Source organism: Paracoccus yibinensis, from assembly GCF_030846195.1.
Taxonomy (GTDB): domain Bacteria; phylum Pseudomonadota; class Alphaproteobacteria; order Rhodobacterales; family Rhodobacteraceae; genus Paracoccus; species Paracoccus yibinensis.
In genome coordinates this window covers 63,335-89,499 of record NZ_JAVCWH010000005.1, presented here as the reverse complement: position 1 = coordinate 89,499, position 26,165 = coordinate 63,335, and the positions used below count along the sequence as shown (strand labels likewise).

At 66.0% G+C, this 26,165-nt stretch carries 29 protein-coding genes; 20 read left to right on the top strand and 9 right to left on the bottom strand.

Features of this window, described 5'->3' with window-relative positions; genetic code table 11:
• The first annotated feature begins 60 nt into the window (after positions 1 to 60).
• From RAH32_RS12575 to RAH32_RS12545, 7 genes are all read left to right on the top strand, one after another.
• The gene (locus tag RAH32_RS12575; RefSeq protein ID WP_167623296.1) at positions 61 to 699 is read left to right on the top strand and encodes an ATP-dependent Clp protease proteolytic subunit; all 639 of its coding nucleotides are present in this window, start codon (positions 61 to 63) and stop codon (positions 697 to 699) included.
• Positions 696 to 1,217, top strand: a complete 522-nt coding sequence (locus RAH32_RS12570; protein WP_306608284.1) for a GNAT family N-acetyltransferase — start codon at positions 696 to 698, stop codon at positions 1,215 to 1,217. The genes RAH32_RS12575 and RAH32_RS12570 overlap by 4 nt, the downstream gene beginning before the upstream one ends.
• Positions 1,207 to 2,040: an S-formylglutathione hydrolase gene (gene fghA / locus RAH32_RS12565; RefSeq protein ID WP_306608283.1), complete on the top strand. Its 834-nt coding sequence runs from the start codon at positions 1,207 to 1,209 to the stop codon at positions 2,038 to 2,040. Before RAH32_RS12570 ends, fghA begins: the two co-directional genes overlap by 11 nt.
• Before the next feature lie 164 nt (positions 2,041 to 2,204).
• Positions 2,205 to 4,082, top strand: a complete 1,878-nt coding sequence (locus RAH32_RS12560; protein WP_306608282.1) for a methanol/ethanol family PQQ-dependent dehydrogenase — start codon at positions 2,205 to 2,207, stop codon at positions 4,080 to 4,082.
• Positions 4,083 to 4,197: 115 nt separating this feature from the next.
• Positions 4,198 to 4,860 (top strand): c-type cytochrome, methanol metabolism-related, encoded by a 663-nt coding sequence (locus tag RAH32_RS12555; RefSeq protein WP_306608281.1) that lies wholly within the window; start codon positions 4,198 to 4,200, stop codon positions 4,858 to 4,860.
• A 1-nt stretch (position 4,861) separates the two neighbouring features.
• Entirely contained in the window at positions 4,862 to 5,674 is an 813-nt protein-coding gene (locus tag RAH32_RS12550) for a substrate-binding domain-containing protein (RefSeq protein ID WP_306608280.1), read from the top strand.
• A gap of 23 nt (positions 5,675 to 5,697) precedes the next feature.
• Complete coding sequence (locus tag RAH32_RS12545; RefSeq protein WP_306608485.1) at positions 5,698 to 6,201, top strand: PQQ-dependent catabolism-associated CXXCW motif protein; 504 nt, start codon at positions 5,698 to 5,700, stop codon at positions 6,199 to 6,201.
• On the opposite strand, the gene RAH32_RS12540 is transcribed toward RAH32_RS12545, so the two are convergent.
• Entirely contained in the window at positions 6,176 to 7,105 is a 930-nt protein-coding gene (locus RAH32_RS12540; RefSeq protein WP_306608279.1) for a YncE family protein, read from the bottom strand. The two genes, RAH32_RS12545 and RAH32_RS12540, sit on opposite strands and share 26 nt — an antisense overlap.
• Positions 7,102 to 7,656: an SRPBCC family protein gene (locus RAH32_RS12535; RefSeq protein ID WP_373429713.1), complete on the bottom strand. Its 555-nt coding sequence runs from the start codon at positions 7,654 to 7,656 to the stop codon at positions 7,102 to 7,104. Before RAH32_RS12535 ends, RAH32_RS12540 begins: the two co-directional genes overlap by 4 nt.
• A gap of 162 nt (positions 7,657 to 7,818) precedes the next feature.
• Between RAH32_RS12535 and RAH32_RS12530 the strand changes: the two genes are divergently transcribed.
• Genes RAH32_RS12530 through RAH32_RS12505 form a run of 6 tightly spaced genes read left to right on the top strand, consistent with a single transcriptional unit; the run spans position 7,819 to position 12,715 of the window.
• Positions 7,819 to 9,012, top strand: coding sequence for an ABC transporter substrate-binding protein (locus RAH32_RS12530; RefSeq protein ID WP_373429710.1), 1,194 nt, complete (start codon positions 7,819 to 7,821; stop codon positions 9,010 to 9,012).
• Between the two features lie 8 nt (positions 9,013 to 9,020).
• Positions 9,021 to 9,986, top strand: coding sequence for a YVTN family beta-propeller repeat protein (locus RAH32_RS12525; protein WP_306608277.1), 966 nt, complete (start codon positions 9,021 to 9,023; stop codon positions 9,984 to 9,986).
• 27 nt (positions 9,987 to 10,013) lie between these two features.
• Positions 10,014 to 10,574 carry a cupredoxin domain-containing protein gene (locus RAH32_RS12520; protein WP_306608276.1) on the top strand — a complete coding sequence of 187 codons (561 nt, stop codon included), beginning with the start codon at positions 10,014 to 10,016 and terminating at the stop codon, positions 10,572 to 10,574.
• 7 nt (positions 10,575 to 10,581) lie between these two features.
• The gene (locus tag RAH32_RS12515) at positions 10,582 to 11,307 is read left to right on the top strand and encodes an ABC transporter ATP-binding protein (RefSeq protein ID WP_306608275.1); all 726 of its coding nucleotides are present in this window, start codon (positions 10,582 to 10,584) and stop codon (positions 11,305 to 11,307) included.
• Complete coding sequence (locus tag RAH32_RS12510; RefSeq protein ID WP_306608274.1) at positions 11,304 to 12,125, top strand: ABC transporter permease; 822 nt, start codon at positions 11,304 to 11,306, stop codon at positions 12,123 to 12,125. Before RAH32_RS12515 ends, RAH32_RS12510 begins: the two co-directional genes overlap by 4 nt.
• Positions 12,122 to 12,715: a hypothetical protein gene (locus tag RAH32_RS12505; protein WP_306608273.1), complete on the top strand. Its 594-nt coding sequence runs from the start codon at positions 12,122 to 12,124 to the stop codon at positions 12,713 to 12,715. Before RAH32_RS12510 ends, RAH32_RS12505 begins: the two co-directional genes overlap by 4 nt.
• Here RAH32_RS12505 and RAH32_RS12500 read toward each other — a convergent pair.
• The 4 genes from RAH32_RS12500 to RAH32_RS12485 form a co-directional block, all read right to left on the bottom strand.
• Positions 12,712 to 13,404 (bottom strand): 5'-nucleotidase, lipoprotein e(P4) family, encoded by a 693-nt coding sequence (locus RAH32_RS12500; RefSeq protein ID WP_306608272.1) that lies wholly within the window; start codon positions 13,402 to 13,404, stop codon positions 12,712 to 12,714. The two genes, RAH32_RS12505 and RAH32_RS12500, sit on opposite strands and share 4 nt — an antisense overlap.
• Positions 13,405 to 13,471: 67 nt before the next feature.
• Positions 13,472 to 14,257: a 5'-nucleotidase, lipoprotein e(P4) family gene (locus RAH32_RS12495; protein WP_306608271.1), complete on the bottom strand. Its 786-nt coding sequence runs from the start codon at positions 14,255 to 14,257 to the stop codon at positions 13,472 to 13,474.
• A 71-nt stretch (positions 14,258 to 14,328) separates the two neighbouring features.
• Entirely contained in the window at positions 14,329 to 15,573 is a 1,245-nt protein-coding gene (locus RAH32_RS12490) for an MFS transporter (RefSeq protein WP_306608270.1), read from the bottom strand.
• 116 nt (positions 15,574 to 15,689) lie between these two features.
• Positions 15,690 to 16,283 carry a LolA family protein gene (locus RAH32_RS12485; RefSeq protein WP_306608269.1) on the bottom strand — a complete coding sequence of 198 codons (594 nt, stop codon included), beginning with the start codon at positions 16,281 to 16,283 and terminating at the stop codon, positions 15,690 to 15,692.
• 138 nt (positions 16,284 to 16,421) lie between these two features.
• Between RAH32_RS12485 and RAH32_RS12480 the strand changes: the two genes are divergently transcribed.
• Complete coding sequence (locus RAH32_RS12480) at positions 16,422 to 17,654, top strand: putative DNA modification/repair radical SAM protein (RefSeq protein WP_306608268.1); 1,233 nt, start codon at positions 16,422 to 16,424, stop codon at positions 17,652 to 17,654.
• On the top strand, positions 17,651 to 19,072 hold the full coding sequence (locus tag RAH32_RS12475) for a UdgX family uracil-DNA binding protein (protein WP_306608267.1): 1,422 nt from the start codon (positions 17,651 to 17,653) through the stop codon (positions 19,070 to 19,072). The genes RAH32_RS12480 and RAH32_RS12475 overlap by 4 nt, the downstream gene beginning before the upstream one ends.
• Before the next feature lie 63 nt (positions 19,073 to 19,135).
• Here RAH32_RS12475 and RAH32_RS12470 read toward each other — a convergent pair whose 3' ends face one another.
• Both RAH32_RS12470 and RAH32_RS12465 read right to left on the bottom strand, forming a co-directional pair.
• Positions 19,136 to 20,356, bottom strand: coding sequence for a UbiH/UbiF/VisC/COQ6 family ubiquinone biosynthesis hydroxylase (locus RAH32_RS12470; RefSeq protein ID WP_306608266.1), 1,221 nt, complete (start codon positions 20,354 to 20,356; stop codon positions 19,136 to 19,138).
• The gene (locus RAH32_RS12465) at positions 20,349 to 21,251 is read right to left on the bottom strand and encodes an SDR family oxidoreductase (protein WP_306608265.1); all 903 of its coding nucleotides are present in this window, start codon (positions 21,249 to 21,251) and stop codon (positions 20,349 to 20,351) included. The genes RAH32_RS12470 and RAH32_RS12465 overlap by 8 nt, the downstream gene beginning before the upstream one ends.
• Before the next feature lie 92 nt (positions 21,252 to 21,343).
• Between RAH32_RS12465 and RAH32_RS12460 the strand changes: the two genes are divergently transcribed.
• From RAH32_RS12460 to RAH32_RS12445, 4 genes are all read left to right on the top strand, one after another.
• Positions 21,344 to 22,822 (top strand): AMP nucleosidase, encoded by a 1,479-nt coding sequence (locus RAH32_RS12460; RefSeq protein ID WP_306608264.1) that lies wholly within the window; start codon positions 21,344 to 21,346, stop codon positions 22,820 to 22,822.
• Between the two features lie 149 nt (positions 22,823 to 22,971).
• Entirely contained in the window at positions 22,972 to 23,262 is a 291-nt protein-coding gene (locus tag RAH32_RS12455; protein ID WP_103172614.1) for an HU family DNA-binding protein, read from the top strand.
• Between the two features lie 94 nt (positions 23,263 to 23,356).
• The gene (locus tag RAH32_RS12450; RefSeq protein ID WP_306608263.1) at positions 23,357 to 23,797 is read left to right on the top strand and encodes a VOC family protein; all 441 of its coding nucleotides are present in this window, start codon (positions 23,357 to 23,359) and stop codon (positions 23,795 to 23,797) included.
• A 98-nt stretch (positions 23,798 to 23,895) separates the two neighbouring features.
• Positions 23,896 to 24,801 (top strand): DMT family transporter, encoded by a 906-nt coding sequence (locus RAH32_RS12445; RefSeq protein ID WP_306608262.1) that lies wholly within the window; start codon positions 23,896 to 23,898, stop codon positions 24,799 to 24,801.
• Here the strand turns inward: RAH32_RS12445 and RAH32_RS12440 are convergent.
• Positions 24,798 to 25,370, bottom strand: coding sequence for a glutathione S-transferase family protein (locus RAH32_RS12440; protein ID WP_306608261.1), 573 nt, complete (start codon positions 25,368 to 25,370; stop codon positions 24,798 to 24,800). The two genes, RAH32_RS12445 and RAH32_RS12440, sit on opposite strands and share 4 nt — an antisense overlap.
• A gap of 63 nt (positions 25,371 to 25,433) precedes the next feature.
• On the opposite strand from RAH32_RS12440, the gene RAH32_RS12435 reads away from it, so the two are divergent.
• A complete protein-coding gene (locus tag RAH32_RS12435; protein ID WP_306608260.1) occupies positions 25,434 to 26,138 on the top strand; it encodes a helix-turn-helix transcriptional regulator in 705 nt (234 codons plus the stop codon).
• The last annotated feature ends 27 nt before the right edge of the window (positions 26,139 to 26,165 follow it).

The following is a 26,165-nucleotide window of genomic DNA, read 5'->3' as shown; positions in this document are numbered from 1 at the left end:
GTAAAAGAACGGCGGGGCCATGGTCCCGCCGTCGCCATGAGGAAAAGAAGGAGCAGGCCGATGCGTCACCAGTGGCTGGACGATGACGACGACGAACCGGAAGAAGACGACCGCCGCCACGAAGGCGAAAAGGACGGCGGCCTGGGCCTTCCCGAAGGCGACAAGATCGGCAAGCTGTATTTCAAGTCGCGCACGGTGATCGTCGCGGGCACGATCAACGACAAGCTGGCGCAGCGCACCGTGGCGCATCTGCTGGCCCTGGCCGAGGACAGCGACAAGCCGATCAACATGCTGATCTCGTCCCCCGGCGGGCACGTGGAATCGGGCGACATGATCCATGACGTGATCAAGTTCATCCGTCCCACCGTGCGCACCATCGGGTCGGGCTGGGTGGCGTCGGCCGGCGCGCTGATCTTTGTCGCGGCCAAGCAGGAAAACCGCTATTGCCTGCCCAACACGCGCTTTTTGATCCATCAGCCCTCGGGCGGGATCGGCGGCACCTCGTCGGACATGATGATCCAGGCGGAGCAGGTGCGCCTGATGCGCGATCGGTTGAACCAGATCTTTGCCGACGCGACCGGCCAGACGGTCGAGCGGATCGAAAAGGACACGCAGCGCGACTTCTGGCTGAACACGCAAGAGGCGCTGGACTATGGGCTTCTGGGCAAGGTCATCCGGTCCGTCGACGAACTGAAATGACGGGGCAGGGCGGCATCACGATCCGCCCCGCCACCACCGGCGATCACGACGCCATCTGGACGATCCTGGAACCGGTCTATCGCGCGGGCGAAACCTACTGCATCCCGCGCGACATTTCCCGCGACGACGCCTTGGCGGACTGGTTCGCCGCGCCCTTCACGGCCTTTGTGGCCGTGGTTGGGGGCCGCGTCCTGGGCACCAGCCATGTCGGGCGCAACCGGCCCGGTCCGGCGTCCCATGTCGCCAATGCAAGCTTTGCCACCCATCCCGAGGCGCGGGGCCGGGGTATCGCCCGTGCGCTGGTGGAACACGCGAAATCCTGGGCGCGGGCGCAGGGCTTCCGGGCGATGCAGTTCAACTTTGTCGTCTCGACCAATGCCGATGCCGTTCATTCGTGGCAGAAGGCCGGATTCGCTATTGTCGGGCGCCTGCCCGGTGCGTTTCTTCACCCGCAGCATGGCTATGTGGACGCGCTGGTCATGTTCCTTGATCTGACAGGAGCAGCCGATGACGCTTGAAACCCTTTCCGAAAACCGCAGCTTCGGCGGCACGCAGGGCGTTTACCGCCACAAATCGCAATCGACCGGCACCGACATGACCTTCGCGGTCTTCATGCCGGAACTGGTGGCGCACGAACGCGTGCCGGTCCTGTGGTATCTGTCCGGCCTGACCTGCACCCATGAGAACGCCATGACCAAGGCCGCGGCCCAGCAGTGGTGCGCCGAGGCGGGCATCGCCATCGTCTTCCCCGACACCTCGCCCCGCGGCGACGACGTGGCCGACGACGAGGCCTATGACCTGGGCAAGGGCGCGGGCTTCTATGTCAACGCGACGCAGGATCCGTGGAAGCCGCATTTCCAGATGTGGCAGTACATCGTCCATGAACTGCCCGAACTGGTGACCGGCAACTTCGCCATAGACGCCGAGGCGATGGGCATCACCGGCCATTCCATGGGCGGGCACGGCGCGCTGACGATCGCCATGACCCATCCCGAACGCTTCCGTTCGGTGTCCGCCTTCGCGCCGATCGCAAACCCCACGGAATCCGACTGGGGCCAGAAGCAGCTTTTGGCCTATCTGGGCGATGACCGGTCCACCTGGCGCGCCCATGACGCGACGATCCTGATGACCGAACGCGGCTATCCCGGCGAGGTGCTGATCGACCAGGGCAGCGCCGACCAGTTCCTGGACAAGCTGCGTCCCGAATCGCTGGCACAGGCGATGATGGCCCGTCGGCAGCCAGGGCAGTTCAGGATGCAGCCCGGCTATGACCACAGCTATTTCTTCGTCCAGTCCTTCATGGGCGATCACGTGATGTGGCACGCCGAACGGCTGCTGTGACGCTTGCCGAACTTTCCCGGCTGTTCTGGCAAACGCCCCTAAGACTTTAGGGGTAATTGCCGGAACGCCAGATTGACGCAAGGCATTGTCCGTCAAAGACTACCTCCAGGACGGCGATGGGAGGAGGGAACCTGTCGCTCGCTTCCAACATCGGAGGAACTTCCATGAAAAGATTGCTGAACAGCACGGTAGCCGTGCTGCTTCTGACGGGCACGGCGGGCTGGGCCAACGAAAGCGTCCTGGCCGAAACGGCCAAGCCCGAACAATGGGCGATCCAGACCGGCAACTATGCCAACCATCGCTATTCCGAACTGGACCAGATCAACCGCGACAACGTGGGCGATCTGCGGGTGGCCTGGACTTTCTCGACCGGCGTGCTGCGCGGTCACGAAGGCAACCCCCTGGTGATCGGTGACATCATGTATGTCCATACGCCGTTCCCCAATAACATTTTCGCACTGGATCTGGCCAATGACGGCAAGATTCTGTGGCGCTATGAGCCCCAGCAGGACCCCGAGGTGATTGCGGTCATGTGCTGCGACACCGTGTATCGCGGCGTGGCCTATGCCGACGGGATGATCATCAGCCACCAGGCCGACACGACGCTGGTGGCGCTGGATGCCAAGACCGGCGAGGTGAAGTGGTCCGTCAAGACCGGCGACCCCGCCATCGGCGAGACGAACACCGCGACCGTTCTGCCGGTCAAGGACAAGGTAATCGTCGGCGTCTCGGGCGGCGAATACGGCGTGCGCGGCCGCGTCACCGCCTATAACCTGGCCGACGGCACCGAGGCCTGGAAGGCCTATTCGACCGGCCCGGACGAGGAGATGCTGGTCGATCCCGAGAAGACCACCCATCTGGGCAAGCCGATCGGCGCCGACAGCAGCCTCAACAGCTGGGAAGGCGACCAGTGGAAGATCGGCGGCGGCACCACCTGGGGCTGGTATTCCTATGATCCAGACCTGAACCTTATCTATTACGGCACCGGCAACCCCTCGACCTGGAACCCGTCGCAGCGGCCGGGCGACAACAAGTGGTCGATGACCATCATGGCCCGCGATGCCGACACCGGCATGGCCAAGTGGTTCTATCAGATGACGCCCCATGACGAATGGGACTATGACGGCGTCAACGAGATGATCCTGACCGAACAGGAGATCGACGGCACCGAACGCAAGCTGCTGACCCATTTCGACCGCAACGGCCTGGCCTATACGCTGGACCGCGAGACCGGCGAACTGCTGGTGGCCGAGAAGTATGACCCGGCGGTGAACTGGACCACTGGCGTGGACATGGATCCGAATTCGGAGACCTATGGACGTCCGCAGGTCGTGGCCGAATACTCGACCGCGCAGAACGGCGAGGACGAGAACACCACCGGCATCTGCCCCGCGGCCCTTGGCACCAAGGACCAGCAGCCGGCGGCCTATTCGCCCAAGACGCAGACCTTCTATGTGCCGACGAACCACGTCTGCATGGACTATGAACCGTTCCGCGTCGCCTATACCGCAGGCCAGCCCTATGTCGGCGCCACGCTGTCAATGTATCCGGCCCCGAACAGCCATGGCGGCATGGGCAACTTCATCGCCTGGGACAACATCGAGGGCAAGATCAAATGGTCGCTGCCCGAGCAGTTCTCGGTCTGGTCCGGCGCCCTGGCCACCGCGGGCGACGTGGTCTTCTACGGCACGCTGGAAGGCTTCCTGAAGGCCGTCGATGCCGAAACGGGCGAGGAGCTTTACAAGTTCAAGACCCCGTCCGGGATCATCGGCAACGTCATGACCTATGAACATGGCGGCAAGCAGTATGTCGGCATCCTGTCGGGCGTCGGCGGCTGGGCGGGCATCGGTCTTGCGGCCGGCCTGACGAACCCGAACGACGGCCTTGGCGCCGTGGGCGGCTATGCGGCGCTGTCCGATTACACCGAACTGGGCGGCCAGCTGACCGTGTTCGAACTGCCGGGCGAGGCTTCGGCCGCAGCCGAACCCGCTGCCGATCCGGCGGCGGAACCCGCACCCGCCGAAGGCGGCACCAGCGGCTAATACTTTCGGCCCGCTAACGTAAAGTTGCGCTATCCAACGCTCCCCCCGAGGATATCTTCGGGGGGAGTTTTACCTGAGGAGGACGGGTAAATTGAAATTCGGGAGAAATGACAGCATGAAAGCCATCACCAGCCTTGCGTCGCTGGTCCTTGCCGCGTCTCTGGCAACGGCCGCCCTGGCGCAGGACACGACGACCCAGACCCCCCCACCTGCCGAAGCCGGCGCAGGCGCCGCAGCCGCCACGTCCGGCGCGGCACCGGCGGCGGAATCTGCCGCCCCCACCCAGGGGGGCGAGGCACCCGTCGGGATGGCCGAGAGCGCGACCACCCTTCCCAACGGCATGGACATCACTCCCGTCACCCAGGAAAACGGCCGCTGGTATAACGCCGAGGGCATCCCGACCTACAAGATCGAGAACGGCGTGGTCGATTTCGCGACCTTCAACGGCTTCCGCCGCTATTCCGCAGAATGCCATGTCTGCCACGGTCCCGACGGCGAGGGGTCGACCTATGCGCCGGCCTTGAAGGAGTCGGTGCTGCGGATGGATTACTATGATTTCCAGGAGGTCGTGGCGTCCGGCAAGCAGGACGTGAACAGCGCGGCCAATCTTGTCATGCCGGCCTTTGGCACCAACAAGAACGTCTGGTGCTATATCGACGACATCTATGTCTATCTGCTGGCGCGGGGCACCGACGAACTGCCGCGCGGCCGCCCGGCAGAGCGCGCCGACAAGTCCGAGGAATACACGGCGCAGGAAGATTCCTGCATGTCGATGTAAGATGGGTATTATCCGCTGGGGAATGGTGGCGCTGGCCCTGGGATCGGTGCCGGCTGCGGCGCAGGTCGCGGATCTGCGGTCCACCACGCAGTTCCGCGTCTGCGCCGATCCGGCCAATGCGCCCATGTCGTCGCAGGATGGGTCGGGCTTTGAAAACAAGCTGGCCGAGGCCTTTGGCGAATGGCTGGGCCTGCCCGTGACCTATACCTGGTTTCCGTCCGGCATGGGCTTCATTGCCAAGACCCTGCGGGCCGGGGAATGCGATGTGGTCATGGGTTATGCCCAGGGTGATGAACTGGTCCAGAATACGAACCACTACTACACATCGGTCTTCGGCATCGTGACGCGCAAGGACAGCGACCTGGCCCAGGTGGATCACCTGACCGATCCGGCGCTGAAGGGTCATCCCATCGGGGTGATCGCCGGATCGCCGCCCGCCTCGATCATGGCGCAGGCGGGGCTTGCCAAGGACATGCGCGGCGCCGACCTGTTCGTGGACCGCCGCGTCAAGGATCCGGTGGGCGACCTGATCCAGGGCGTCAAGGACGGCACGCTGGATGCCGCCGTGCTGTGGGGTCCCTTGGCCGGGCCGCGCGTCAAGGACGACCCGGACCTGCAATTCACGCCCCTGCTGAAGGAAACCACGGGGCCTAAGATGTTCTATCGCATCACCATGGGGGTGCGGCTGCCGGAACAGGAATGGAAACGGGAACTCAACAGCCTGATCCGCCGCCACCAGCCCGAGATCAACGCCATCCTGCGCGAGGCGGGCGTGCCCCTGGTCGATGACTATGGCAAGGAGCTGATCCAGTGATCCGCGCGGTCCTGCTGGCCGTGATGCTGGCGGGACCGGCCACCGCCCAGGTTCCCGAGCCCGACACCTATCGGGGCGAGCCGTATCGCGCCCCGGTTCCCGCAACCCTGCAGGGCGCCACCGTCATCGACGCAACACAGGCAATGCGCCTGCACGCCGAAGGGGTTCCCTTCCTGGACGTGCTGCCGCGCAAGACCCGGCCCGAGGGGCTGCCCGAGGGCACGATCTGGCGCGAACCCCCGCACGAGACGATCCCGGGCGCGATCTGGCTGTCGGATACCGGCTGGGAGGCCCTGGCCCCGGCCGAACAGGCGCGTCTGGAACGCGGCCTGGAACAGGCCAGCGGGGGCGACCGGGCCGCGCCCCTGGTGATCTTCTGCCGCAGCGACTGCTGGATGAGCTGGAATGCCGCACGTCGCGCGGTCGCCCTGGGTTATACCGGCGTCCACTGGTTTCCCGGCGGGATCGAGGGCTGGCAGGCCGCCGGTGGGGCGGCCCTTGTCAGGGCGACACCTGCCGACCCGTGAACTGCCCGAAGGCGCGGGGGCCGGACGGCATGTCGATTTCAGCCGTGATCGCCAGGCTTTCGGCATTCACCACGGCCAGCGTGTCGGAATCCCAGTTCGCCACGGCGACGGCAGTGCCGTCCGGCAGGGCGCTGATGCCCTCGGGGTAGTCGCCGACCGGGACTTCCGCCAGCACGTCCAGGCTGGCCGGATCGAACACGGTCAGCGTGCCGTCATACTGGTTGGTGACGAACCCCCGTCCACCGGTGAAGGCCACGGCATAGGGGTGGCTGCCGGTCGGAACCTGTCCTGTCAGGCTGCCGGAAACCGGGTCGATCACCGACACCGTGTCGCCTTGCACATCCGCCGTCCAGAACCGCCCCTCGTGCCAGGTGATGCCGAAGGGATGTGCCCCGGCCGTCCCGATCCGGTGCAGCAGCGCGCCGCTGCGGGCGTCGAAGATGCTGACCGCATCCGCATCACGGTCCGCCGTCGCGACCCATTGCCCGTCGGCGCTGGCCGCAACGCCCGCCGGGGCCGCGCCTGTGGGAACCTCCCACACCTTCTGCAGGTCGCGGTCCAGATGGATCAGCCGCGCCCCGAACCAGTCGGTCACGAACAGCCCGCCGTCCACGGCCGTGGCCAGGCCAAAGGCCCCCTCGCCCAGATCGAGGCTGTCCCTCACGACGCCTTCCTCATCCAGCACGAAGAGCCGCCCGGTATCCGCCGCGATCACATAGGCACGCCCCATCACCGGATCATAGGCGACGGGCGCAGGCTTTCCGGGAACCGGCGTCCGGGCCAGCACCGTGCCTGTGGCCGTCTCGACAAGCGTCACCATGTCTGCGTTCTGGCTGGTGACGAATGCCAAATCCCCCGCCGGGGCGGGGGACGCCAGCATCAGAAGAACTGCGGCAAGCCTCACTCGGCCTTGCCGAACCGTTCGGCCAGGGCATCAAGGCCCGCCTGGTAGACGCCGTTCACCGCCGCCATCGCCGCGTCGTCGTTCTGGTCGGCAGGGGGATCGTTGTTCGGGAAACCGCGATAGAAGCCGCCCTTCCACACCACCTCGGCGCGACCGTTCTTGTCGTTGACCTGCAGCGTGGACGAATAGTTCGTCACCGGCAGAACCTCGACCGCGACATCGGTGATCATGTATTTGTACTGCCGCTTGTCCGGGTTGATGGACATCAGCTTTTCGGTGATGGTCGGATCGCCGCTTTCCGCGTTCAGATGCAGGATCCGGGTCGATTCCTCGGGGACATCGGCAGGGGCGCCTTCCGGGGTCATTTCGGTCCGGGCGACGGCGGGGTGCCAGCTCATGTCGTCGAACTTGCCGATGACCTGCCAGACCTCGTCCGGGGTGGCGTCCAGCACCACGGACTGTTCGGTCTTCAGCCGCGACGGGCCATGCGCCTCTGCGCCCAGGGTCATGGCCAGCGTGGCTGCGACGGCAAGGCCCAGGATCTTCTGCATCATCTGTCTGCTTCCTTCCAAATGCCCATTGACCATGCGACGGCGGGGGCGGTCCGTCCATAAGACCTAAGACTGATCCAAATCTTCCCGGTCGGAACGGGAACAAAAACCGGCTTGTCCCAAGGCCTTGCACGACCCAACATACCGGCAGGGAGACATGAAATGTTCAAGGGAATCATAGGACTTTTGGCTGGTGCCGCCGCGCTGGCCGGGCCTGTCATGGCCCAGCAGCCCCAGCCCGAGATGCAGCAGATCCGCGCGGCCGTGCTGCGCGTGGACGAGGAAAGGCTGCCGCCGATATCCCGGCTGGATCTGCCGGTCGAGGATCTGGGATTCGCGGGCGCCCGCCTGGCGATCGAGGATAACGACACCACCGGCCGCTTCATGGGCCAGGACTTCGAGGCGCTGGAAGTCACCGCCACGCCCGAAACCGCCGCAGCCGAGCTGGACAAGATCCTGGCAGAGGGCATCCAGTTCGTCGTGGTTCTGGCCGACGACGCGACGACGCTTGCCCTGGCCGACCAGACGGGCGACCGCGCGATGCTGCTGAACGCACGGGCACGGGCCGACAGCCTGCGCGGGGTCGATTGCCGGTTCAACACCATCCATGTCGCGCCCAGCCATGCCATGCTGACCGATGCGCTGGCGCAATTCCTGATGTGGAAGAACTGGCCCGACTGGCTTCTGGTCCACGGCAGCCACCCCGAGGACCAGGTGCTGGCCGAAGCCTGGCGCCGGTCCGCAGCCAAGTTCGGCGCCACCATCGTCGAGGAGCGCATCTTCGAGGATACTGGCGGCGCCCGCAGCACTGATTCGGGCCATGTCCAGGTGCAGGCGCAGATGCCCGTCTTCACGCAGCGCGCGCCCGATTACGACGTGCTGATCGCGGCGGACGAAAGCGACATCTTCGCCCCCTATCTCCCCTATCTGACCTGGGATCCGCGCCCCGTCGCCGGATCCGCCGGGCTGGTGCCGCGAAGCTGGCACCCGGCGATGGAGGCCTGGGGCGGGATCCAATACCAGAACCGGTTCGAGAGACTGGCCAACCGCCCCATCCGCGAGGAGGATTACCAGGCCTGGCTGGCCCTGCGCATCGTCGGAGAGGCCGCGACCCGGACCCAGTCGGCCGACCCGGCCGTCTTGCGCGAATTCATCCTGTCCGATCAGTTCGACGTGGCGGGCTTCAAGGGCCAGAAGCTGACGGTGCGCGACTGGGACCATCAGGTCCGCCAGCCGATCCTGCTGACCACCGGCGTCCTGACCACCTCGGTCAGCCCACAGGACCAGTATCTGCACCAGACCAGTGCGCTGGACACCCTGGGCATCGACCGTCCCGAAACCGAATGTTCCTTTTGAGAGGTTCCATGAAGCATCTCCTGGTCCTGGCCCCTGCCCTTGCCCTTCTGGCGGAACCCGCGCTTGCCAACCGCGTCTTCGTCACCAACGAAAAGGGCAACGATGTGACCGTCCTCGACAGCGAAACGCTGGAGGTTCTGGGCAACTATCCGGTCGGCAACCGTCCGCGCGGCATCACCATATCGCCTGACGGCAGCGAACTTTACGTCTGCGCCTCCGACGACAACCTGGTTCGGGTCTTCGATCCCAACACGATGGAGGAGATGCACACCCTGCCGTCAGGCCCGGACCCGGAACTGTTCGTGCTGCACCCGTCCGGGAACCCGCTGTATATCGCCAACGAGGATGACAACCTTGTCACCGTGGTCGATGTGAAGACCAAGCAGGTGCTGGCCGAAATCCCCGTGGGCGTCGAGCCCGAAGGGATGGGCGTCAGCCCCGACGGCAAGATCGTCATCAACACGTCGGAAACGACGAACATGGCGCATTTCATCGACACAGACACGTTTGAAATCGTCGCCAACGTCCTGGTGGACAGCCGCCCGCGCTTTGCCGAATACAACCACGACGGCACCAAGCTGTATGTCAGCGCCGAGATCGGCGGCACTGTCAGCGTGATCGACCCTGCGACGCAAGAGATCATCAAGAAGATCACCTTCGAAGTGCCGGGTGTCTTGCCCGAGGCAATCCAGCCCGTCGGCGTGCGCGTGACGAACGACGGGAAGAAGGTCTTCGTGGCGCTTGGGCCGTCGAACCGGGTGGCGGTGATCGACGGCGAGACGGACGAGGTCAAGGACTACCTTCTGGTAGGCCAGCGGGTCTGGCAGATGGCCTTCACCCCGGACGAGAAATACCTGTTCACCACCAACGGCAATTCCAACGACGTGTCGGTCATCGACGTCGCCGCCGAGGAGGTCGTGAAATCCGTCCCCGTGGGCCAGCAGCCCTGGGGCGTCGTGGTCGCCCCGAATTGATGCCATCCATTTCCCAAGGAGAATGACATGACCCGTCTGCTGACCGTCCTGATGATCATGGCCGGCCTGTCGGTCCCCGCCGCGGCCCAGGAAACCCCGGCTGCCGAGGGCACTGCCGCCACCGAAGCCGCGCCCGAGGCCACTGAAGCCGAGGAAGAAGGCGAGGAGGAGGAAGACGAAGGCGCCACTGCCACCACCTATGACGCCAAGGGCAAGTTCGATTACGGCTTTTCGGGGATCATGGCGCGCGACAACCGCACCGACCTGGCACCGCTGACGCTGGCGTCGGGGCAGCCGGTCGCGGGCGGGGAATACACGCTGAAGTCCGGCGGCTTCTACCGCATCGCCATCAATGCCGACGGCAGCCAGGAACTCGCGCTGTCGGGCGGCGATTTCTTTCGCGCCATCTGGATCAACGAGATCGTCATCAACGACATCGAGATCCGCCCCATGGGCGTCCACAGCATCGAATTCGACAATGCGGGCACGGCGGTGATCAGCTTCATTGCGGTCACGCCCGGACGCTATACACTGTCGGTGCCGGGATCGTCCGGCGAGAGCCAGCAGGCCGTGTTCAATATCCAATAGGAGTGACGTGTCCACAGACGCGCTTCGCATCACCGGCCTGTCCCACAGCTTCGGCAGCGTCAAGGCGCTGTCGGACGTGTCGCTGACTGTGCCGCGCGGCAGCTTTACCGCGCTTCTGGGCGTGAACGGCGCAGGCAAGACCACGCTGTTTTCGCTGGTGACGCGCCTTTACAGCAATGTCAGCGGCAGCATCGAGGTCGCGGGTTATGATGTCCGCCGGCAGCCTGCACAGGCCATGGCGCGGCTGGGGGTGGTGTTTCAAAGCCGCGCCCTGGATGCGGATCTGAGCGTGGCGCAGAACCTGGCCTATCACGCTGCCCTGCACGGCATATCCCGCCCCCAGGCAAGGGACCGTATCGAACGGGTGCTGGCCCAGGTCGGCCTGGACAGCCGGGCGGGGGACAGGGTCTCGGCCCTGTCGGGGGGACAGCAGCGCCGGGCGGAAATCGCCCGTGCCCTGATCCACCGTCCCGACCTGCTGCTTCTGGACGAGGCGACGGTGGGTCTGGACGTGAAATCCCGAGCCGAGGTTCTGGCCCTGACCCGCAGCCTGATCGCGTCCGAGGGCGTGTCGGCGTTGTGGGCCACGCATATCCTGGACGAAATCCAGCCGGATGATGATCTGGTGATCCTGCACAAGGGCCGCGTGCTGGACAGCGGCAAGGCCACGGCGGTGTCGGGGCAGTCGGGCTTGACGCAGGCCTTCCTGTCGCTGACCGGTGCGGCGGCATGACCGCCCGCCGTTTTCCCGCCGCGGCCTGGGCCACCGCCTTCCGCGGCATCGCATGGCGCGAGACGCTGCGCTTTGTCCAGCAACGCGGTCGTTTCATGGCGGCCCTGGTCCGCCCGCTGGTCTGGCTGTTCATCTTCGCCGCGGGCTTTCGCGCCGTCCTGGGCCTGTCGATCACGCCGCCCTATCAGACCTATGTGCTGTACGAGGTCTATGTGACCCCCGGCCTGGTGGCGATGATCCAGCTGTTCAACGGGATGCAGTCGTCGCTGTCGATGGTCTATGACCGGGAAACCGGGGCCATGCGGACGCTGCTGGTCAGCCCGTTCCCCCGCTGGTTCCTGCTGGGGTCGAAGCTGATGGCGGGGGTGATCGTGTCGATCATCCAGGCCTATGCCTTTCTGCTGATCGCCTGGTTCTGGGACATCCGCCCGCCTGCCTGGGGCTATGTCGCGGTGCTGCCTGCGCTGGTGCTGTCTGGTCTCATGCTTGGCGCGCTGGGGCTGTTCCTGTCGTCGGCCATCCGGCAGCTGGAGAATTTTGCGGGCGTGATGAACTTCGTCATCTTCCCGATGTTCTTTGCGTCTTCCGCGCTTTATCCGCTGTGGCGGATGAACGAAAGCTCGCCCCTGCTGCACGACATCTGCGCGGCAAACCCATTCACCTATGCGGTGGAGCTGATCCGTTTTGCGCTTTACCTCCAATGGAACGGGCAGGCCCTGGCCGTGGTGGCGGGCTGCCTGGCGGCATTTTTCGGTGCCGCCGTCTTCATGTATGATCCCGCCAAGGGCCTGTGGGCCAGACGGAAGGAGAGGGGATGAAACGCATCCTGTTCGCATTGACGATCGCCGCAGGGCCGGCATGGTCGGCCGCCGGCACTGACCCCGATTGGCCCTGCATCCAGCGCAAGCAGCCGCATCTGTCGCTGGGCCAGGTCTGGACCGGGCCAGTGCCGGACGACCGGGTGACGGAACTGGCCCGCGACCCGCAGATCGACGCGCTGGCGGCACGGCTGGAACAGCGCCGCCTGCCGATGGAGGAAGCCGAGGCCGCCATCGCGGAATTCGCGGCAGGCGCCGACGATGCCCGGCTGACGGCACTGATGGTGGCGGTCATGGGCAAGATCGAACCTGATCGGTCCGCCCTGATCGAAGGGATTGCGCGTTATGGCCGCAGCCAGGTCGATCTGGCCCGCCGGATCGAGGAACGCCGCGCCACCATGGCCGAACTCGAATCCGCGGCGGAACCCGACTTCGACGCCATCGACGCCGCCGAGGAGGCGCTGGACTGGGATCAGCGCATCTTCACCGAACGCCAGCAGTCGCTGACCTATGTCTGCGAAACGCCGGTGATCCTGGAACAGCGCGCCTTCGCCCTGGGCCGGGCGATTGCGGGGCATCTGGGCGACTAGCGCGGCTTCGGCGCCTCCCACGGGCGCAGTTCCGCCTCCATCCAGGTGCCATGCGCAGCATTCGGAAAGACGATCCAGTCCTCTCCGAAGCGGTCGGCGTGGTCATTGGCCAGCTTGTGCTGTTCGTCCAGCGTCACGCCCGCGAAGCAGCCGTGGAAATCGTGCAGCGTGTCGCCCAGGTGCAGGATGACGCGGTGATCGCGTTCGACGGCGGCGCGGCGTTCGGCCTTGGGCGGGCCGAACAGCAGCACCCGGTCTGCATGGACCTGCGGCAGGCCCAGCCGCGACAGGGTGGCGATGGTCGCCAGCTTGTTTTCCTCGAACCGGTCCGAGACATAGAAGATCGTCACGCCCAGGCTGTCGGCCAGATGGAAGAAATCGGCGGCGCCCGGCAGCAGATGCGGCGTCCCTTCGCGTTCCCACAGCTTCCAGGTCTCGTACCCGTCCAGGTGTTCGCCGAGCGTCATCGCATGGGCCATGACGGCAGTGTTGTCCAGGATCGTCTCGTCGATGTCGCTGACCACGGCCAGACCCTTGCCGGTGCCGTTCGCCTGAACCGCCGCGCGCAGCCGCAGCGTCGCCAGGGCATAGCATTGCCGCTGCAGCGCCTTCACCTCGGCCGACATCTGCTGATAGCGGATCGCCATGGCGCGTTCCGAAGGATGATGGCGGCGCGGCTGGTTGGTCATCGGCTTGTCCCCTGGGGTTAGGCAGGGCGGAAGCTAGGTCCGCCGTGCCGGAAGGTCAAACCGTCGCTTACCATTCCTCGATGACAGGTTCGGCATCCCACTCCGTCAGCGTTGCTTCGGACCAGGTGCCATAGGCGGCATTCGGGAAGACGATCCACTCGGTCCCCCATCTGTCCGCTTCCTCGGCCACGGTGGCCTTCTGATCCTCAAGCGGGGTCTTGCGGAAACGGGCATCGAAGTCATGCAGCGTGTCGCCCAGCATCAGGACGATCTGGTGATCGGCCGCCACGATCTCGCGCCGCTCGACCTTGGGCGGGCCCAGCAGCAGCACCGTTTCCGGGCTGACCTGCGGCAGGCCCAGTTCGGTCAGCGTGGCCAATGTGTGGTCCTTCTGTTCGTCCGCCCGGTCCGAGATATAGCGGATCGCCACGCCCAGGCTGTCGGCATGGTCCAGGAATTCCTTGGCGCCGGGGATCAGCGTGGGACTGCCGTCGCGTTCCCAGGGCAGCCAGGTGTCCCAGGCGTCATAGGTGTGGCAATCGGCCAGATCCCGCGCCAGCAGCGGCGTGTTGTCGATCACCGTTTCGTCCAAGTCGGTGACGACCGCCAGCCTGGATGGATCGGCGGCGGCCTCGACGGCGGCATCGAGTTTCTCGGTCGCGATGTTATAGGCCTGAAGCTGCAGCGCCCGAATTTCAGCCGATTGCTGCTGGAAACGGACGCCCATCGTGAATTCCGCAACCGGGCAGGCGGCAGTGTTGGCGGGGGCTTCGGGCGCTGCGGTGTCCTGCCCGGCGGCGGGTGCCGCCAAGGTTGCCAGCACGGCGCAGCCCAGGATGGTGGTTCGGGTCATCGTCTGTCCTCCCTGCTTGTCAGGGTGACGTTAGGGCAGTTCCAAGCTGGCGGCAACGACCGCCTGCCGGATCAGGCAGGAACCGCAACGGGCAGTCGCGACGGCGCCTCGCGCACCGGAAGGTGGATCAGCGCGCTGATCGCGCCAACGCCAACGCCGACCCACCAGACCAGGGTATAGTCGCCATAAGCGTCATACAGCTTGCCCCCCAGCCAAACCCCCAGGAAGGACCCGATCTGGTGGGACAGGAACACGAAGCCGTAAAGCGTCCCCATGTAGCGCAGCCCATAGATATAGGCGATCAGCCCCGAGGTCAGTGGCACCGTGGCCAGCCACAGCGCGCCCATCACCAGCGAAAAGATGATGACGCTGGCCGGCGTGATCGGCATCAGGATGAAGGCGGCGGCAGCGATGGTGCGCAGGGTATAGATCCCTGCCAGCAGGTATTTCTTGGTATAACGCTTGCCCAGCCATCCCGACAGGATCGACCCCACGATATTGGCAAGGCCGATCAGGCTGATCGCCACCGCCCCCAGTGCCGAGGTGGTGGTGATGCCGATGCTGGCAAGCGTGCCCATCGGATTGATCGGCCCGCACATCTCGGTGATCATGGCCGGGAAATGGGCGGTGATGAAGCCAAGCTGATAGCCGCAGGAAAAGAATCCCGCGAAGATCATCAGGAAGGACGGGTCGCGGAAGGCTCGGCCCAGGACGCTGCCCAGGCTTTCCTCAAGCTCGCGGCGGGTGGCGGGCTTGCCGTCGCCCAGCATCGGCAGGAAGGCCATGCAGGACAGCACGATCACGCCGAAGATGATGAACACCGTGGGCCAGGCATAAAAGCCCAGCAGAACCTCGGCCAGCGGGGCGCCGAAGACCTGGCCCGCGGAACCCGCGGCGGTCGCGATGCCCAGGGCCAGGCTGCGGTTCTCGTCGCTGGCCGCGCGCCCCACGACGGCCAGGATCACGCCGAAGCCCGTGCCCGCGATGCCGAAGCCCACCATCACCTCCAGCAGCTGCATGGTGGCGGGGCTGGTGGCGAAGGCGGTCAGGATCAGGCCCGTGGAATACAGGATCGCCCCCAGGATGATCGCCCAGCGGTCGCCCCAGCGTTCGGCAAGTGCGCCGAAGATCGGCTGCCCGATGCCCCAGGCCAGGTTCTGGATGGCGATGGCCAGGGAAAATTCCGCACGGGGCCAGCCGAAATCGGCGGCGATGGGGATCTGGAAGACGCCGAAGCTGGCCCGCAGGGCGAAGTTGATCAGCAGGATCAGCGATCCGCCGATCAGGATGGGCGTGAACAGACGGGAATTGGGCATGACGGAACCTGCGCGGCCAGATGTCGCGGCCAGCGTTGGACCCGTCGTGCCCGAAGATCAAGCCCCGTCGGCGTGATGCGATCCATCACCGGCGATGATGGGATCGCACCGAAGGATCAGTTCCGCCGCGCCAGTTCGTTGTTGATCGAGAACTTCGATGCCGGAATCGAACCGCCCTCGCGCATCTCGCCCAGGATCACGGTGGTCTTCTGCCCGCTGTCGTCGGTCACGACCCATTGGCGCAACTGCGTCGGCCCGGCGGTGAAGACCATCTGGATGTTGCCGTATTGCGGGTTCTGCGGATCCTGCGCGGTGACGACGGTGGCGTTCTTCGATTCTGTGTGCGCCGTCACCATGTTCGCGCGGCCCAGGTTCACGTTCGCATCCAGGATGATCGACAGGGGCGTCTGCGACAGCGGATATTGCTGCGGCCCGCCGGATTTCGGATCGAACACCGCCACGTTTCCGCCGGACGCCAGCACCAGTGTGTTGTCGTTGTTGTATTCGAACCGCACCCGCCCGGGCCGCTGGATATAGACCGTCCCGGTCGAGATCGATCCGTCGGGATTGACCTGTGTGAACTCCGACGTCGCGGTCGTCAGCCGGTTGAGATAGCGCGACAATTCGTTCAGCGGAATCTTTTCGGCCAGGGCCGGGAAGGCAAGGCCAAGAACAAGGGCGGGCGCAAGCGCGAGGGATCTGATGTTCATGGCGCCGATCATATCCTTTCCGGTCGGGGATGCACATCACGTCTGGCGGATGGCACGGGCGGCGAACGCTCGCATGGGCGTGAGGGTTCCTGGCACAGGCCGGTTGAACGGAACACAGCGCGAACATATATTTGCCCCATGGCAGCGCGAACCCTTCAGCAGAAGCTTGCGATCCTCTCGGACGCGGCGAAATACGACGCCTCCTGTGCCAGCAGCGGGACGACCCGCCGCGACGCGCGGGGGGGCGGGATCGGATCAACCGAAGGCATGGGCATCTGCCACGCCTATACGCCCGACGGGCGCTGCATCAGCCTGCTGAAGATCCTGATGACGAACTTCTGCATCTATGACTGCGCCTATTGCATCAACCGCGTCAGCAGCAATGTCGAACGCGCCCGCTTCACGCCCGAGGAGGTCGTGAACCTGACGCTGGAATTCTATCGCCGCAACATGATCGAGGGGCTGTTTCTGTCATCCGGCATCATTCGCAGCCCGGACGAGACGATGTCCCAGATGGTCCGCATCGCGCGGATGCTGCGGGTGGACCACGGCTTCAAGGGCTACATCCACCTCAAGACCATTCCCGACGCCTCGCCCGACCTGGTGGCCGAGGCGGGGCTTTTCGCCGACCGCCTGTCGGTGAACATCGAACTGCCACAGGATGCCAGCATCCGCGAACTGGCCCCCGAAAAGCGACCCGAGACGATCCGCGCGGCCATGGCCGATGTGCGCCTGTCGCGCGAGGCGGCAAAGGAAAAGACCCACACCGGCAAGCGCCCACCGCGCTTTGCCCCGGCAGGGCAGTCGACGCAGATGATCATCGGAGCGGATGCGGCGACCGACCGGGACATCCTGAAGACCTCGGCGAATCTCTATTCCGGCTATAACCTGAAGCGGGTCTATTATTCGGCCTTCAGCCCGATCCCGGATTCCTCTGCCGCCCTGCCGCTGATCAAGCCGCCCCTGATGCGCGAACACCGCCTGTACCAAGCCGACTGGCTGATGCGCTTCTATGGCTTCGAGGCCGATGAGATTGGCGCGGCCCACCCATCGGGCTTCCTGGATCTGGCGATCGACCCCAAGCTGTCCTGGGCGCTGGCGAACCGGGCGCAGTTCCCGGTCGATGTGGCGACGGCATCAAAGGAGATGCTGCTGCGCGTCCCCGGCTTCGGCACCAAGACCGTGACGCGCATCCTCGCCGCGCGGCGCAACGGGCCGGTGCGCTACGGCGACCTGCTGCGCATGGGGGCGATCATGTCCAAGGCGCAGCCCTTCGTGACGCTGCCCGACTGGCATCCCGGCGCGCTGACCGACAGCGCCTCCCTGCGCGCGCGCTTTGCCCCGCAGCCCGAACAGTTGCAACTGCTGTGATCCGCATCGATCTGCCCCGCTTTGGCCGGTTCGCGGCCTGGCGCGATGCCGCCCGGCAGCTTGCCGGTAACCGCATCGCGGCGGGCGATGTAACCTGGGCCGATGACGACAGCCCCGCCGAACTGTTCGGGGCCGATCCCTTACCACCGCCCGGTCCGCATCCGGTGGCAGCGACCAGGGATTTCCTGAGCCTCGCCCAGACGGTCGCCAGCCATTCCGATCCCGAACGCTGGGCGCTGCTTTATGCCGCGCTGATCCGCCTTCAGGACGACCGCGGCTTCATCGCCAACCCCGCCGACCCTCTGACCGACCGGCTGTCCCGCATGGGGAAATCCGTGCGCCGCGACATCCACAAGATGCACGCCTTCGTGCGCTTCCACGAACTGCCGGGGAACGGCCCCCGCCGCAGCTTCGGCGCCTGGTTCGAACCCGAACACCTGATCCTGGAAGCGGGCGCTCCGTTCTTTGCCAGGCGTTTCGCCGACATGGACTGGCTCATCGCCACACCCGAGGGCATCGCCCGCTTTGACGGCACAATCACCTATGCGCCCCCCGCGCCGCGCCCGGACTTTCCGGCGGATGCCAGCCATACCCTTTGGCAAACCTATTTCGCCAACATCTTCAACCCAGCCCGCATCAAGACCGATGCCATGCGGTCCGAGATGCCGCGCAAATACTGGAAGAACCTGCCCGAGACCGCGCTGATCCCCGAGATGCTGGCCGACGCCCCCCGCCGGGTCCAGGCCATGCGCGAAGCAGGCGCGTCCGAGGCCCCGGCCTTCGCGGCCCGCGTGACCGCCCGCATCCGGCAGCTCCCCGACAACAGCCCGCCCGAGACGCTGGAGGCCGCGCGCGATCAGGCCGGGCGCTGCACGCGCTGCGACCTGTGCCACGCCGCGACGCAGACCGTCTGGGGCAAGGGCGATCCCGCCGCCCCCCTGATGATCGTGGGCGAGGCGCCGGGCGACCAGGAAGACCTGCAAGGCCGCCCCTTCGTCGGTCCTGCCGGGCAGTTGCTGCACCGGACGATGGACCAGGCCGGGCTGGATCCCGCGCGGATCTGGATGACCAATGCGGTGAAGCACTTCAAGTTCACCCCGCGCGGCAAGCGCCGCATCCACCAGACCCCCAACGCGGGTGAGGTCAGGCAATGCCGCTGGTGGCTGGATCTGGAACGCCGCCTTGTCCAGCCGAAGCTGACCCTTGCGATGGGGGCCACAGCCGCTTTCGCGCTGACCGGCGACCGCTCGCCCCTGACCCCCCGTCGCGGCACGCTGGAAACGACGCTGGACGGCGGCCCGGTGCTGATCACCTGGCACCCCAGCCTGATCCTGCGCCTGGATCCCCGTCAGGCCCAGGACGCCCAAGCCCAGTTTGCCGCCGACCTGACCCAGGCCGCCCGGTTGCTCGCCGCCTGATCTTTGCCTTGGTCCAAATATCCGCGGGGGAGGCCGCCTTGGCGGACGGGGGCGGCAGCCCCCTTACAACGCTCTACCTGAAAGCAACCTTGGCATCGGATCGACCGACAGCCCCGCCGCCTGCCGCATGAAGCCGCGTCGCAAGGCGGGAACCGCCGTGACGATCCCCATGCCGATCCCCCGCGCCGCCGACAAGACCGGATTGCCGCTGGCAAACAGCCGGTTCACCCCGTCCATGCCAAGCGCAAGACTGGTCGCATCGAACCGCCGCCAGCCCTGATACCGTTCCAGCACAAGATCCGACCCGATATCCTCGCCTCGGCGGGCGGCATCGACCAGCACCTCGGCCAGGGCCGCCACGTCGCGCAGGCCCAGGTTCAGCCCCTGGCCCGCGATGGGATGCACGCCGTGCGCCGCATCGCCCACCAGGGCCACACGGTCGGCGACATAGCGGTCGGCCAGCGACAGGCTCAGCGGATAGGTGAAGCGCGCGCCTGCAAGGGAAATCTCGCCCAGGTAATCGCCGAACCGCGGGCGCAGCACGTCCAGGAAGGCCTCGTCCGGCAGCGCCGCAATGGCGCGGGCATTGTCATGGGTTTCTGACCAGACGACGCTGCTGCGGTTGCCGGGCAGGGGCAGGATCGCCAAGGGACCGGTCGCCATGAAATACTGCTGTGCGATGCCCTCGTGCGGGCGGTCATGGGCAATGGCCGCGACAAGTGCCGTCTGGCCATAGTCCCATCCCTGCCGCCGGATGCCCGCGCGGGCGGCAACGCCCGACCCGCGACCGTCCGCGCCCACCAGAAGCCGGGCACGCAGCCGGCGGCCGTCCGACAACGCGGCCTCGACCCCGCCCGATCCGACCTGCTGGTCCACGACCGACAGGCCCGACAGATGCTGCACCCGATCCCGCATCGCGGCCAGAAGGGCACGATACAGGAACCGATCCTCGAGCATGAAGCCGACCGGACCTTCCTCGATCTCGGCGCTGTCGAAATGCAGGAAGAAGGGCGCGGCGCCTTCGCCCGGTTGCCCCTGGGACGCTTTCACCTGCCGGATCGGCTGGCTGTCGCCCGCCAGTCCCGCCCAAAGCCCAAGCGCCTTCAGCAGCCGTTGCGAGGCCACCGCCAGCGCATAGGCGCGTCCGTCGAAGTTGTCGCCTGCCCGCGCATCGGCCGGGCGCGGATCGACCACGGCCACGCGCAGGCCAGCCTGGGCCAGGGCAAGCGCCAGGGTGGGACCGTTCAGCCCACCCCCGGCGATCAGGATATCCACATCAGTCATGGCGCGGATCATGCACGCCGGCGGCGCGAAGTCCATGCGGCGATCCGCCCTCGGCTGCCAGGATTGCCGCCAGCCCGCTGCGGTAATCGGGATAACGCAGCCTGACCCCCAGTTCCTCCTTGATGCGCCGGTTCGATACCCGCTTGCTGTCGGCATAGAAGGACCGCGCCATCGGCGTCATGTCGGCCTCGTCATAGGGCACCTCGGGGGGCGGCGGCAGGCCCAGCAGGTCAGCGGCATGAGCCAGCACGTCCTGCGGCGGGGCCGGGTCGTCGTCGCAGACGTTATAAGCCGTGCCCGGCGCGGGCCGGTCGATCGAGGCCAGCAGGATCTGGGCGATATCGGCGGCGTGGATCCGCGAAAACACCTGGCCCGGCTTGATGATCCGCCGCGCGGTGCCGTTCCGCACCTTTTCGAAAGGCCCCCGGCCGGGACCATAGATTCCCGCCAGCCGGAAGATGTGCAGTGGCAGCCCCGCCTGGTCGGCCAGGGCGCGCCAGTCGCCTTCGGCGCGGATGCGGGCCGCCCCGCGCGGGCCGGTGGCGTCCAGCAGGCTGTCCTCGTCCACCCAGCCGCCGTTGCGGTCGCCGTAAACGCCGGTGGTCGAAAGATAGCCCAGCCAGCCCGGCCGCGCCTTGGCGAGATCATCGCGGAACGCGGCCAGGACAGGATCGCCCTGCGGTCCGGGCGCCGCGGAAACCAGGATCGCATCGGCCGAAGCGATCTCGGACCGCAACCGTGCCTCATCCCCCGGCCACAGGACCGGCTGCGCGCCCGCCCCAGCCACCCGACCGGGATCGTCCCGGGTGGTCCCCACGACCTGCCAGCCGCGCCTGCGGAGCAGGGGCGTTAGGAAGCCCGCCGAATAACCGTGACCGAAAACAAGCATCTTCATGACGGCAAGGTAACTGTCCGGGAACCGGGACGCCAGACGCTTGCCTGCGGCCGGTCCCGCTGGCAGGGTCGGAACAAAGAAGGATAACAAGAATGGACACGGATCCCCGTTACCTGCCGGTCGAATCCCCCGACACGCCGGGCCGCCAGCAGTTCACCGATGCAGCCGCCGCCGTTGCGCATCTGCAGGCGCTTTATACGCAGGCGACCGGCTTTCTGCTGGACCGCTTCACCAAGGCACTGGAAGGCGACAGGCCCGTCGCCCGGTATCGCGCCTATTATCCCGAACTGCGCCTGACCGTGACCACCCATCCGGCGGTCGATTCGCGCCTGTCCTTCGGCCATGTGGTCGCGCCCGGCAGCTATTCCGCGACCGTCACCAGGCCCGACCTGTTCGCCAACTATCTGCGCGAGCAGATCGGATTGCTGATCCGCAATCACCGTGTCCCCGTCACCGTGGGGGTCAGCGACACCCCCATGCCCGTCCATTTCGCAGTCGCCGCGCAAAGCGACCTGGCCGTGCCGCAGGAAGGGGTGCTGGACTTTTCGCTGCGCGATGTCTTCGACGTGCCCGACCTGAACACCATGAACGACGACATCGTGAACGGCGTGGCCGGGCCGATGCCCGACGGATCGCTGCACCTGGCCGCCTTCACGGCGCAACGCATCGACTATTCGCTGGCGCGGCTGCAGCACTACACGGCGACGGCGGCGGAGCATTTCCAGAATTTCGTGCTGTTCACCAACTATCAGTTCTATGTGGACGAATTCGAGGCCTTCGCCCGGCGCGTCCTGGGCAACCCCGATCTGGGCTATGACAGCTTCGTGGCCCCGGGCAACCAGGTGATCACCGATGCCGACACGCCCCTGGCCACCCTGGCCAAGCTGCCGCAGATGCCCGCCTATCACCTGAAACGCGCGAACGGGCAGGGGATCACGCTGGTCAATATCGGCGTGGGGCCGTCGAACGCCAAGACCGCGACCGACCACATTGCCGTTCTGCGCCCCCATGCCTGGCTGATGGTCGGCCATTGCGCGGGCCTGCGCAACAGCCAGCGGCTGGGCGATTTCGTCCTGGCCCACGCCTATCTGCGCGAGGATCACGTCCTGGACGCCGACCTGCCGGTCTGGATCCCGCTTCCCACCCTGTCCGAGGTTCAGGTGGCATTGCAGGAAGCCGTGGCCGAGGTCACGCGACTGGAAGGCTATGAACTCAAGCGCATCATGCGGACCGGCACGGTGGCCACCATCGACAACCGCAACTGGGAATTGCGCGACACGCCGATCCACCGCCTGTCGCTGGCGCGGGCCGTCGCGCTGGACATGGAAAGCGCCACCATCGCGGCCAACGGATTCCGGTTCAGGGTGCCTTACGGGACGCTTCTTTGCGTCAGCGACAAGCCGCTGCACGGCGAATTGAAGCTGCCGGGCATGGCCACCGACTTTTACCGCACCCAGGTCGCCAGCCACCTGCTGATCGGCATCCGGGCCATGGAAAAGCTGCGCGAGATGCCGTTGGAGCGGATCCATTCGCGCAAGTTGCGGTCGTTCAACGAAACCGCCTTCCTTTGACCTTGCGTCAACCGGCCAAGCGGAGCCTGCTTTGGCAGGAAACGGCGAAAAAGGCTTGATCTGTTGGGGAAAACGGTGTGTAGCAGGCGATATGCCGCAAACGGCGCCATTCACAGGCCCCGCAGAACCGGGCAAGAGGAGACAGATCAATGGCTGACAAACCGATGACCAAGACCCAGCTGGTGGCGACCCTGGCCGAGGAAATGGGTTCGGACAAGAAATCGGCATCCGCCGCGCTGGACGCGATCGCCGCCGTTGTTTCCCGCGAAGTCGCCGCCGGCGGCTCGGTCACGATCCCCGGCATCGGCAAGATCGCCTGCCGCGCCCGCCCCGAGCGCCAGGTCCGCAACCCGCAGACCCAGGAAATGATGACCAAGCCGGCCGACAAGCAGGTCAAGGTGACGGTCGCCAAGTCGCTGAAGGACAGCGTGAACAGCTGATCCCTGCGACGTTGCAGGAACAGGGGCCGTGCCGGTGGGCGCGGCCTTTTCGTTTGAAAAGCCGCGGCTTCACACGTGACTTGAAAGATTGAGATTGCCTGAAGGGCCGGATAGCCTTGCCGACATGCCCAAGCGGATTGCGCATGTGTCGCTGCTGGTCCCGGATTATGACGAAGCCCTTGCGTTCTTCACGCGCATCGGCTTCGAGTGCCGGGAGGATACGGATCTGGGCAATGGCAAGCGGTGGGTCAGAATAGCCCCTCGCAACGCTGACACCGAGATTCTGCTGGCCCGAGCAGTGTCCAGCGAACAGATTGCCGCGATCGGCCGGCAGGGCGGAGGCCGGGTCTGGCTTTTTCTTGAAACCAACGACTTTGAGGCCGACTATCGTCAGTTGCAAAGGGCCGGGGTCTGCATCGAAGCACCCCCTCGTGACGAGGCTTATGGGCGTGTCGTCGTTTGGTCGGACCCTTGGGGCAATCGCTGGGATCTGATCGACAAGCGCGGATCGGACCGAGATATTGCCCGGGAATGAAAATCCCCGTGTTGGCTATCCTGCCAGAGTTTCACCACTTCCCGCTATTCCCCGAACCTGCTAGCCCTTCTGCATCATCTGCAAGTCACGGGGCCAGGATGGACATTCGCGCGATCTTCATGGGGGTGTTCTTCGCGGTAATGTGGGCCTCGGCCTTCACTTCGACCCGGATGATCGTGACCGAGGTGCCGCCGCTGTTCGCCCTGGCCCTGCGCTTTGCCCTGTCGGGGGTCATGGCGGTGGTCATCGCGCTGCTGATGGGCGAGACCTGGCGTGCCCTGACCCGCGTGCAGTGGCGGGCGGTGGTGGTTCTGGGGCTGTGCCAGAACGCGCTGTATCTTGGCCTGAACTGGGTGGCGATGCAGTGGATCGAGGCTGGGCTGGCGTCGATCATCGCGGCCACCATGCCGCTGATCGTGGCTGCCCTGGGCTGGATGCTGATGGGCGAACGGCTGCGGCCCATGGGGGTCGCGGGCCTGGTTCTGGGCCTTGCGGGGGTGGCGATCATCATGGGCGCGCGCCTGCAAGGCGGGGGCAGCGACCCGGTGGGCATCTTCATGTGCTTTGTCGCCGCCCTGGCGCTTGCCGTCGCCACGCTGACGGTGCGCGGGGCCAGTTCCGGGGGCAATGTGATGATGATCGTGGGCTTGCAGATGCTGGTCGGATCCGTGACCCTGTGGTGCATCGCCCCGATCCTGGAGGATTGGCATGTCGATCCCAATCCCAGGCTGGTCTGGGCTTTCCTTTACACGGTGATCGTGCCCGGATTGGTCGCCACCTGGGTATGGTTCAAGCTGGTTGGCCGGATCGGCGCGGTGCGGGCGGCAACTTTCCATTTTCTGACGCCGTTCTTCGGGGTCGCCACGGGCGCGGCCCTGCTGGGCGAACAGCTTGCCATAGGCGACGTGATCGGCGTCGGCGTCATCATGGCCGGCATCCTGGCGGTGCAGCTGTCCAAGGCGCCGGCCCCCGTGGTTCCGGTCCGGCGTGCCCCGCCCGCCTAAAGGGCGCGCATCCTTTGGGCGCAGCGTCCCGCCCAGTCCCTGACCGCGGGCGTCATGGGCATTTCCTCGCCGAAGAAGATAAAGGGCGAGGCGCAGAGCAGGTCGGCGGCCGAAAAATCCTGCCCCAGCAGAAAGGGGCCGTCCGCCAGGGCTTCCCCGATCCGCGCCAGCATCGCGTCATGGTCGCGAAAGGTCGCCTGCAGCGCGGGGTGGTCAATCCCCAGGTAATGCAGCAGGGACACAGGCTCGATCACGCCCTGGTAATAGAACAGCCACGACAGGTATGCCCCGCGTTGCGGATGGCCGACGGGGCGGCCAAGACCGCTTTCGGGAAAGCGGTCGGTCAGCCAGGTGATGATCGCCCCCCTTTCGCGGACATGGTCCCCCTGATCGACCAGATAGGGCACCTTGCCTTCGGGATGAGGGTTCCTGGGGTCGCGGCTGCCGCTGCCGTCCTGGCGGGGGATCGTCACCTCGACGATGTCGATCCGGTCGCGGATGCCCATCAGGTCGATCAAGGTGAGGATGCTGTCGGACCGGCTGTCCGGGGCGTGATAAAGCGTGGGCACGGGCTTGTCTCCGGGGTTGGTGTGGCGACAGGATAGCGCGGAGCCCTGACAGAAGGTGACAGCATGGCCCGCACCGACCGCCTGATGCGCCTGATGGATGCGCTGCGCCGCCTGCCCGCCCCCGTCACCGCCGCGCGTCTGGCCGAGGAAACCGGCGTGTCGCCGCGCCAGCTTTACCGCGACATCGCCACCCTGCGCGCGGGCGGTGCGCTGATCGACGGGGCGGCGGGCCTGGGCTATACCCTGACCGAGGATCCGGCCCTGCCGCCGCAAAGCTTCTCGCGCCTCGAAATCGAGGCGCTGCGCCTGGCCGTGGAATCGCTTGCGGGGATCGGCGACGAGGACCTGGTCCGCGCCGGCCGCGACGCGCTGGCCCGCATCGTCGCGACGCTGCCCGAACGCCAGGCGCGACAGGCGATGCACGCGATCATGCGCTGTTTCCTGCAAGGCCCAGACCGCGCCGCGCCGCAGGTCGATCTGGCGCTGATCCGCGCGGCCTGCTGGGACGAACAGGCGCTTCTGATCGATTATCTGGATCTGAACGGCGCGAAGACGCACCGGGTGATCTGGCCCCTGGGCTTGTCCTATTCCGACCAGTCGCTGATGCTGCTGGCGCATTGCCGGTTGCGCATGGATTACCGCGTGTTCCACGTCAACCGCATCGCCGCGGCCAGCCGCACCGGCGACAGCTTCCGCCCCCGGCGCGTGGCGCTGGTGCGCGACTATGCCGATGCCCACCGGGAACACGGCCACAGCGGGAGGCGTTGATTTTCATGGAATGTTCACCATCTTGGA